This window comes from Rufibacter psychrotolerans (assembly GCF_016924645.1).
Lineage (GTDB): Bacteria > Bacteroidota > Bacteroidia > Cytophagales > Hymenobacteraceae > Nibribacter > Nibribacter psychrotolerans.
Map to the genome: position 1 here is coordinate 99,252 of NZ_JAFFJV010000007.1, position 8,341 is coordinate 107,592.

Here is an 8,341-nt window from a genome sequence, read left to right on the forward strand (position 1 = left end):
ACAGTCGTTTCTGGAGATGTTAGTTTGCTGAGTGATAAGGGATTGGGAGGTTGAAAGGCAGGGAGATGAAAGCAGGCTACTTTGTCCCGAAAAAGGAGTGTCTGATCTTTGGAGCAGCAGATAAGAATGAGCTGTATTTGCTTTATTCAATTCATATAAGAAAAGGCCAAATTTAAGGCAATTAACAAGGGTTAAAAATGTACTATTTATTCAGGCAGGGATTAGCCTGTTTATGTGGGGTTTTATTTGATTAATACCCAGTGTTTTGGGGGTAAATTGTGGAGCTGTGTACAAGGCCCCTGAATCCCCTAATATTCAAGTTCTGGGCCTGACGGGGTTGCGCTAACACAGATTTTCTTCTAATAAACTTCTCTTTTTGTTTTAAAAGTACAATTCAATGGGTTGTGCTGGTTGTATTTGTACTGTAATTTTGACCCCGTATTAAAACAGCAAGTAATTGTACTCTTTATATTTGTTTTACCTAATATATTTGCGGTTTATACGATAACTATCTGATGCAAATCTGATTCCACCCCAGCTGTAGTTTCATTTAACAAGGTTATTGAAATTAAAGCGCATGTGAGGATGCTGGTTGTTTAAACAAGTTTTGGACTTTTTTAATGTGTAAGTTGGCAGTGAGTAGAACACTCTTGCCAGAAAGGATTTTATTGCCTTTTTCTTGCATGAAATAAGTCAATTTCTTGTAAACGACCATTTTTCTTGCGACGCAGGTAATGCGAAGGCTCTCACTCTACTTTAAACCCCGGCAAGGCCGCTTAATGGCCTTAGTGTTAGCGGGTTGAAGTCTCCAAAATGCAGTTAAAAAGCCCCCAAAATCTGGTCAGATTTTCCGGCTTAATTTCCCAATTACTACGCGCCCATGAACCTACCTAAACCCATCCTATTTAGCTTATTTTTCTTATTTTCCTGTTTTGTTCCCTTTGCTTCTACAGCCCAGAACTCGTCTGAAGTAGCCCTTAAGATCACCGCCATTCAGCCGGCCGTAAAAACGGGCCAGAACTTTGGGCCCTGGTTAACCAATGACCTGAATGATCTGGTGCAGCCCAATTACCTGCCCAGCAACAACCAATACTTTGATGTGGTGCTTCCGTTGGAGGCAAAAAGCAAGGTGACCAGAGTTTCCTTGTACGACCACGAGAAAACCTTCACAGACAAGCCCGCCTACATTTATGCCCGCAACGGAACCCAGAAGGTCCTGTTAGGGAAGTTTACCGGCTCATCGTACAAAAATTGGGTAAACATCACCTTGAGTACGCCGGTCACGGCAGATGCCATCATCGTGCACAAGATCTGGAACAACATTCCGCAGAAAGTAAAGGTGTACGGCAACCCAGACGCTGACCTGAACAATACCATCACGCCGGCTACCACCCCGGCGGTCATTACCTTTGCCTCGCTTCTCGTCAAGCGCATCGGCGACCCTGCCTTCCTGCTCAAGGCTACCAGCACCAACACCGTTACGCCCATCACCTTCACCTCATCCAACCCGGCAGTAGCCACCGTGGCCAAGACTACCGAGGGCTGGAAAGCCACCATTGTAGGAGCAGGCACCGCCAACATCACGGCTTCGCAACCGGCGGGGAATGGCTTCTCTGCCGCCACCAGCGTGACCCGAGCCCTAATGGTTTCCACCACCACCTCCACTACCGCCAAACCGGCGGTGATTACATTCAATGGACTTCCGCTCAAGAAAATGGGCGATGCTCCTTTCTCCATCTCGGCCACCAGCACCAACACCGTCACACCTATCACGTTCAAGTCGTCCAATGCGGGGGTAGCGTCGGTGACCAAAACCACCACCGGCTGGAAAATCACCATCCTGAAAGCCGGCTCAGTGAACATTACCGCCCAACAGGCAGCGGGCAACGGGTACGCGGCGGCGCCCAGCGTAACCAGAACGCTGGTGATTTCCTCCGTGCGCTCGGTGATCACTTTTGCCTCACTTCCGCCAAAACAGGTAGGAAACGCCGCTTTCCTGCTGCAGGCCACCAGTACCAACACCGTTACTCCTATCAGTTTCAAGTCTTCTAACCTGGCGGTGGCTACCGTCGCGAAGACTACCGAGGGCTGGAAAGCCACTATTGTGGGCGCGGGTACCGCCAACATTACGGCGTACCAACCAGCGGGCAACGGCTACATGGCAGCCATCAACATTGTCCGGTCGCTGGTGGTAAGTGCCGCTACTGCCAGCACCACCAAGCCCGCAACGATTACCTTTGCGGCGCTTCCTTCTAAAAAGGTAGGCGATGCTGCCTTCCTGCTGCAGGCTACCAGCACCAACACAGTAACGCCCATCACGTTTACCTCATCTAACACCGCCGTAGCCACCGTGGCCAAGACCACCGAGGGCTGGAAAGCCACCATCGTGGGGGCCGGCACTGCCAACATTACCGCGGCCCAGCCGGCCGGAAACGGGTACAGCGCTGCTCCCAGCGTAACCCGGGCCCTGGTAGTAGGCGCCGCCACGGCAGTGGCTTCTCCGGCGGTGATCACGTTTGCTGCGTTGCCGTCTAAGAAAGTGGGCGATGCCGCTTTCCTGGTACAGGCTACCAGCACCAATACCGTTACGCCTATTACCCTTACTTCCTCCAACCCGGCGGTTGCCACGGTAGTTAAAGCCACCGGCGGATGGAAGGTGACCCTTGTGGGAGCCGGAACCGCCAATATCACCGCGGCGCAGCCTGCCGGGAACGGCTTTGCCGCCGCCGCCAGCGTGACCAGAGCCCTGGTGGTAGCCAGCAGTGCCCCCGCGCCAGCGCCCACTCCGGGTACGTTTGTCACCGGTGAGATCCCGTACAAACCGTACTGGGGATACCACAAAGACAAAAGCAACCAGAACATTGCCGGCCTGTTTGATGGCATCATCCAGGAAACCGTGAACATGGGTACCTCTGAGATCCTGCCGGTATCAGACATCGTGCTGAACTTCCCGGACAAGATGGAGGTGGAACTGCAGAAAATCAGCTTCTACGATGGCAAAGGAACCCTGCCAGCCGGGTACGAGGTAAAAACTTTCTTCATTGAAAGCGGTACAGGCCGCGAGATTGCAGGTCCTGAGTACAACGGAAGCAAGTACCTGGCCTGGATAGAGCACCCGCTGACCACCCCAATCAAAGTAAGCGCCATGATCATCCGGAAGAGAAGGGGCGTGACGCTGCCCGATGAGATCAAGCTGTACGGCAAATACAAGCCTTACACGCCGCCTACCTTTACCAAGCCGGCGTATCCGCTGAAGCGGATGCTGGGGATCAACACCTATCCTTCAGACAACGCCAGCACCGACCCAGAAAGACTGAAGCAGAAGATTGCCGCCATTGAGCCCTACCACGTGGTGCGCGACTACGTAGACTGGCAGATCCTGGAAACCAACCGCGAGGGAGAGTACGCCTTCCAGCCTACCATGAAAGGAAACTGGCGCCTGGATGACATCTATGCCCGCCACAAGGCCAAAGGCAAGGAAGTGCTGGTGTGTATCAAGAACATGCCCGGCTGGATGCTGAGCACCTACCCATCAGCTATCAGGTCTTCTGAGAACGCGCCCATGCCGTACAAGAGCAGCTACACCACGGTAACCGCCAACGGCACCAACTACTTCAACGAGCAGTACAACGCCGATAAGCTCAAGCCAGAATCATACGTGCAGATTGCCCGGTTGGCGTTCCAGTTTGCCGCCCGCTACGGTTCCAATACCAGCGTGAATCCGGCACTGGTGAAAGCGGTAGGCAGCCAGGCCAAAATAGGCTTGGACCTGATCAAGAAAATTGAGGCTAACAACGAGCCAGACCGCCACTGGAAAGGCCGCCAGGGCAACCAGAGCAGCGACGAGTATGCCGCCTACCTGAGCGCCTTCTATGACGGACACATGGGAACCCTTGGTCCGGGCGTGGGCGTGAAGCAGGCAGACCCTAACATGATTGTGGTGAGCGGGGGTATTGCCTCCACTAAAACCGCCTTCTACCAGGGCATTGTAGACTGGTGCAAGAAAAACAGAGGCTACCTGCCCAACGGGAAAGTGAACCTTTGCTTTGATGAGATCAACTACCACGCCTACAACAACAACTTTGACGGGGAGCAGTTTGCCGACGGTGGCAGAGTAGGGGTGGCCCCGGAACTGTCGCTGGCGCCTAACAACATCAACAACTTCCACCAGATCAACAAGGAGTTTGTGGGTGAGCTGCCCATCATCATCACCGAGACCGGTTACGACTGGAACAGCAAGACCCAGGGCACCAAAGTGATCGGGAGCAAAGACAAGTTCATGGTGCAGGGCGATTGGATCCTGAGAAGCTCCCTGGACTACGCCATGGCCGGTTTGTCTGGTCTGTACTTCTACCAGTTGTACGATGATGTATCTGGCTCTATCACCAACACCACCCAATACGCCACCAGCGGGCACGTAGACCGGGTAACCCTGGCACGCAGACCCGCCGCCGACTACATGGCCCAGGTGGGTGCCCACTTCGGGGACTTTGTTCCGGTGGAGCGCCTCAGCAAAGACCCACGCGTAGACAAGTACCGCGACCCTAACGGCACCACCATGTACGTGGGCTGGGTGCCAGATGACAAAGACCGCCGGGTAGACTATACCCTGGCCTTGGGCACCGACTCAGCGCACGTGTACTCCCTGCGCATTGGCAGCGAAGTAATGGACGTACGCAAGGTGAAGACCAACAACGGCAAACTTGCCCTCACCCTCACCGAGACCCCCATCTTTGTGGTGGCAACCGGTCCGATGGCCATGCTTTCTACCAGCAGCAGTAGCGCGGTGGTGCCTACCCTGGCCGAAACCAAACTGAAGGTGTACCCTAACCCCTTCAGCCAGAACGCTACCGTAGAGTTCTCCCTCGCCGAAGCCGGGGAAGTGGTAGTGGACATCTATGATTCGCAGGGCAAACTGGTGAAACACCTGTTTGTGGGCAAGGCCGAAGGCGGGGTGCCGCAAACGGTATCTCTGAACGCAGGAGGCCTGCCCAACGGCGTGTACATTGCCCGTTTAACCACCGGCAAGAAAGTGCTCACTCAGAAGATTATTTTAATGAACTAAGCCCGGCATAACTGCTTCCCCTGCCTGCGTCTTTCAGCAGGGGAAGCTAAGCCAGGCGCTAAGACCCATCATAAACGAAGAAGCCCTCCCGGTACAGACCAGGAGGGCTTTCTTGTTTTAAGGTATGCCTGATTTAATCAACTGTTCTTGTCATAGAGCGATTCCAGGGCCTCCTGCAAGTGGTTGTACTCAAAGGTAAAGCCGGTTTGCAGCACCTTGGTGGCGCTCACGCGGGAACCGCCCAGCACTACTTCGCTCAGTTCGCCCAGAACTAACTTCAGGCCCAGCGCCGGAACGTTGGGGAACACCATGGGCTTGTGCATGACCTTGGCCAGGGTGCGGGTCAACTCCTCATTGGTGGCCGGGTTGGGGGCCACGGCATTGTACACGCCCTGCATCTGCCGGTCTTCAATGGCTTTGATGAGCAGCCGGCACAAGTCGTCAATGTGGATCCAGGACATGAACTGCTTGCCAGACCCCAGCGGGGCGCCCGCCAGCATTTTCACGGGTTTAGCAATCTGGGGCAAAGCGCCGCCTTTGTTGCTCAGCACAATACCAATCCGGAAGATGACGGTCCTGATGCCCAGGTTATGGATCTGCCACGAGGCCTGTTCCCACTGCTTGCACACCTCGGCCAGGAAGTCTGAGCCGTAGCTGCTTTCCTCCATCATGAGCCGCTCCCCCGAGTTGCCGTAGATGCCCACCGCCGAGGAGCCAATGAAGCCCTTTACGTGGTGGGGTGTCTTCTCCAGGTACTCACAGATCAGGTTGGTGGACTGGATGCGGCTGTTCAGGATTTCTTTCTTGCGGGGAGCAGACCATTTCTCGCCGGCCACGCTGGCGCCGGCCAGGTTGATGATGTAGTCGGCATAGCGGATGGCGTTCTCGTCAATGGCTCCCTTGGGCACATCCCACTTAAAGGTCTTGTAGCGGGCGTATTTGTCGGGGGTACGGCTCAGGTGGGCTACCTCGTAACCACTGTCAATCAACATTTCTGATAAACGTGTGCCCACTAGGCCGGTGCCCCCGGCGATCAATATCTTTTCTGACATGTTGCGTTCTCTACGGTCTACGCCCAAACCTGCTTATACGGCGGCGTATAGATTTGGGTAGGGTGCTACTTGCTTATAAAACCAGCGAAAAAGGAAACACAGCGTACGCCTGAAAAATTCATCTCTACCGGTAGCTCTGCCCTGCTACTTGTTGTGCCTAATGGCCTGCAGAAACTCTAGCCGGTAGGCTTCCTGCTCAAACAAGCCAGAGTACTCAGACGTGATGGTGCTGCTGCTCACGTCGTTCACGCCGCGGCTCATCACGCACAGGTGGTCGGCCTCAATGTACACGGCCACGTTCTCGGTCTTGAGCACGTCGCGCAGCTCCTGGGCAATCTGGCGGGTGAGCCGCTCCTGCACCTGCGGGCGCCGGCCGTAGTACTGCACAATGCGGTTCAGCTTAGACAGGCCAATCACGTGCTCTTCTGGAATGTAGGCCACGTGGGCCTTGCCGATGATGGGCACAAAGTGGTGCTCACAGCTGGAGTAAAGGGTAATGTCGCGCTCTACCAGCATCTGGCGGTAGCCGTAGCGGTTCTCAAACAGACGGGCATGGGGGCGGTTCTCGGGGTTGAGGCCGTCAAAGATCTCCTTCACGTACATCTTGGCCACCCGGCGCGGGGTGCCTTTCAGGCTATCGTCTTCCAGGTCCAGACCCAGCAGGAGCATGATTTCCCGGAAGTGGTGCTCAATGCCGTTTATTTTCTGCTCATCGGTAAGATCAAACGCATCGGCGCGAAGGGGCGTCTCTAAAGAACCAGCCATATGTCCTTCCTCGGGATCTTCCTCTTGCCAGTCCCTTCTATCCATGGTATTCAACAAAGTTTCGTTCGGTTTCAAATAAAGTGACAGATAACGAGTAGCTTTCTGGGAGGTGGGGGCGTAAACGCTGCCAGATCACAACGGCGATATTCTCGGCGGTGGGGTTCAGGTGTTGGAACTCCTCCGTGTCCAGGTTCAGGTTTTTGTGGTCAAATTTATCTAAAATTTCGGCTTTTATCAGAAGGCTCAGCTTTTTCATGTCATAGACGTAGCCGGTGTCTGCGTCAACGGGGCCGGTAAGCTTCACCACCAGGTCATAGTTATGGCCGTGGTAATTTGGGTTGTTGCACAGCCCAAACACCTTCTGGTTCTGCTCATTGGTCCAGGCGGGGTTGTGGAGCCGATGCGCGGCATTGAAATTTTCTTTTCGGCAGACGGTAACGTTCATACAGCTTTGAACAGGTGGTGGGGCAATTTAGTTTTCATTTGCGGTTTTTATACTAGGGCCGGTTGGTTTAAATTTGCGGGGCAGAAACTTCTGCACCCCCTGTTTCTGGGGCGTTTTTTAGATTTTTACCGAGAAGTAGATTACATGAAAAGTACGCGTACGCACCTTGGCGCAATGGTTTTGCTGCTCTTGTTCTGGGGAATGGCCCTTACCGGCTGGGCCCAGCGCTCTAAGGTGGAGGAGACCGAGCAGGAGATCAACGGCATTACCCGCAAAGGCCAGCGGATCATGATCCAATTGGACCACAAAGGGGTGGAGAAGGCCTGGAGTGCGTACCTAAGGGAAAAGACCGGCGGCACGGTGAAAGGACCCTCATTGCTGCCCACGCCCAAGGCGCAGGCCACCAAAGGAATTTACACCGTGGAGAAAGGCCAGCTGGACACCATCAGCGCCAACCCGCTGCGCATTGTCTCCAAAGTAGTGGGCACCCCAGAGGGAACCCTGCTGTGGTGGTCACTGGACATGGGCAACGCGTACCTGAGCCAGAAGGAAACCCCCAGGGAGTGGACCCGCGGCGAGGCGTTTTTGCAGCAGTTTGCCCGAAACCTCTACAAACAAGACATCGCGCAGCAGGTGGCAGACGCCGAGAAAGTGGTGCTGAACAGCCAGGCCGCCGCCGACCAGGTGGTGCGCCAGGCCAACGAGATCCAGAGCCGCATTGTACGCAACCAGCAGAAAAAGCAGGAGATAGAGGCTGCCCTGGCCGAGAACGCCAGAGAGCTTGAGTCACTCAAGAAAGAGGTGGAGAACAACCTCAAGCAGCAGGAGGCCGCCAAGGCTGAGGTTGAGAACATGCAGCGCGCCGTGGAAATCGTAAAGGCCAAGCTGGACAAGATAGACTAAGCGCGGCTACCCAGAATAAGCGCGGCGGGGGGGGGGGGGGGGGGGGGGGGGGCCCCCCCCCCAGATTGGAGGGTTGAAACAAAAAAAAAAAAAAAAAACCGATTGGTGGGG

5 protein-coding genes are annotated in these 8,341 nt (G+C 54.7%); 2 read left to right on the plus strand and 3 right to left on the minus strand.

Annotated elements, in window-relative coordinates; translation table 11 throughout:
• Positions 1-880 precede the first annotated feature (880 nt).
• Positions 881-5,065 (plus strand): T9SS type A sorting domain-containing protein, encoded by a 4,185-nt coding sequence (locus JT718_RS08565; RefSeq protein WP_205501813.1) that lies wholly within the window; start codon positions 881-883, stop codon positions 5,063-5,065.
• A 137-nt stretch (positions 5,066-5,202) separates the two neighbouring features.
• Here JT718_RS08565 and JT718_RS08570 read toward each other — a convergent pair whose 3' ends face one another.
• From JT718_RS08570 to JT718_RS08580, 3 genes are all read right to left on the minus strand, one after another.
• Positions 5,203-6,117 (minus strand): TIGR01777 family oxidoreductase, encoded by a 915-nt coding sequence (locus JT718_RS08570; RefSeq protein ID WP_205501814.1) that lies wholly within the window; start codon positions 6,115-6,117, stop codon positions 5,203-5,205.
• Between the two features lie 144 nt (positions 6,118-6,261).
• Positions 6,262-6,927: a GTP cyclohydrolase I FolE gene (folE, locus tag JT718_RS08575; RefSeq protein ID WP_205501815.1), complete on the minus strand. Its 666-nt coding sequence runs from the start codon at positions 6,925-6,927 to the stop codon at positions 6,262-6,264.
• Positions 6,920-7,327 (minus strand): 6-pyruvoyl trahydropterin synthase family protein, encoded by a 408-nt coding sequence (locus tag JT718_RS08580; RefSeq protein WP_205501816.1) that lies wholly within the window; start codon positions 7,325-7,327, stop codon positions 6,920-6,922. Before JT718_RS08580 ends, folE begins: the two co-directional genes overlap by 8 nt.
• A gap of 144 nt (positions 7,328-7,471) precedes the next feature.
• Between JT718_RS08580 and JT718_RS08585 the strand changes: the two genes are divergently transcribed.
• On the plus strand, positions 7,472-8,230 hold the full coding sequence (locus JT718_RS08585) for a DNA repair ATPase (protein ID WP_205501817.1): 759 nt from the start codon (positions 7,472-7,474) through the stop codon (positions 8,228-8,230).
• Positions 8,231-8,341: the final 111 nt, after the last annotated feature.

Excerpts from the sequence above, each read along its gene's own strand:
- JT718_RS08565 (WP_205501813.1), top strand. The coding sequence starts at position 881 with ATGAACCTACCTAAACCCATCCTATTTAGCTTATTTTTCTTATTTTCC.
- JT718_RS08570 (WP_205501814.1), bottom strand. The coding sequence starts at position 6,117 with ATGTCAGAAAAGATATTGATCGCCGGGGGCACCGGCCTAGTGGGCACA.
- folE (WP_205501815.1), bottom strand. The coding sequence starts at position 6,927 with ATGGATAGAAGGGACTGGCAAGAGGAAGATCCCGAGGAAGGACATATG.
- JT718_RS08580 (WP_205501816.1), bottom strand. The coding sequence starts at position 7,327 with ATGAACGTTACCGTCTGCCGAAAAGAAAATTTCAATGCCGCGCATCGG.
- JT718_RS08585 (WP_205501817.1), top strand. The coding sequence starts at position 7,472 with ATGAAAAGTACGCGTACGCACCTTGGCGCAATGGTTTTGCTGCTCTTG.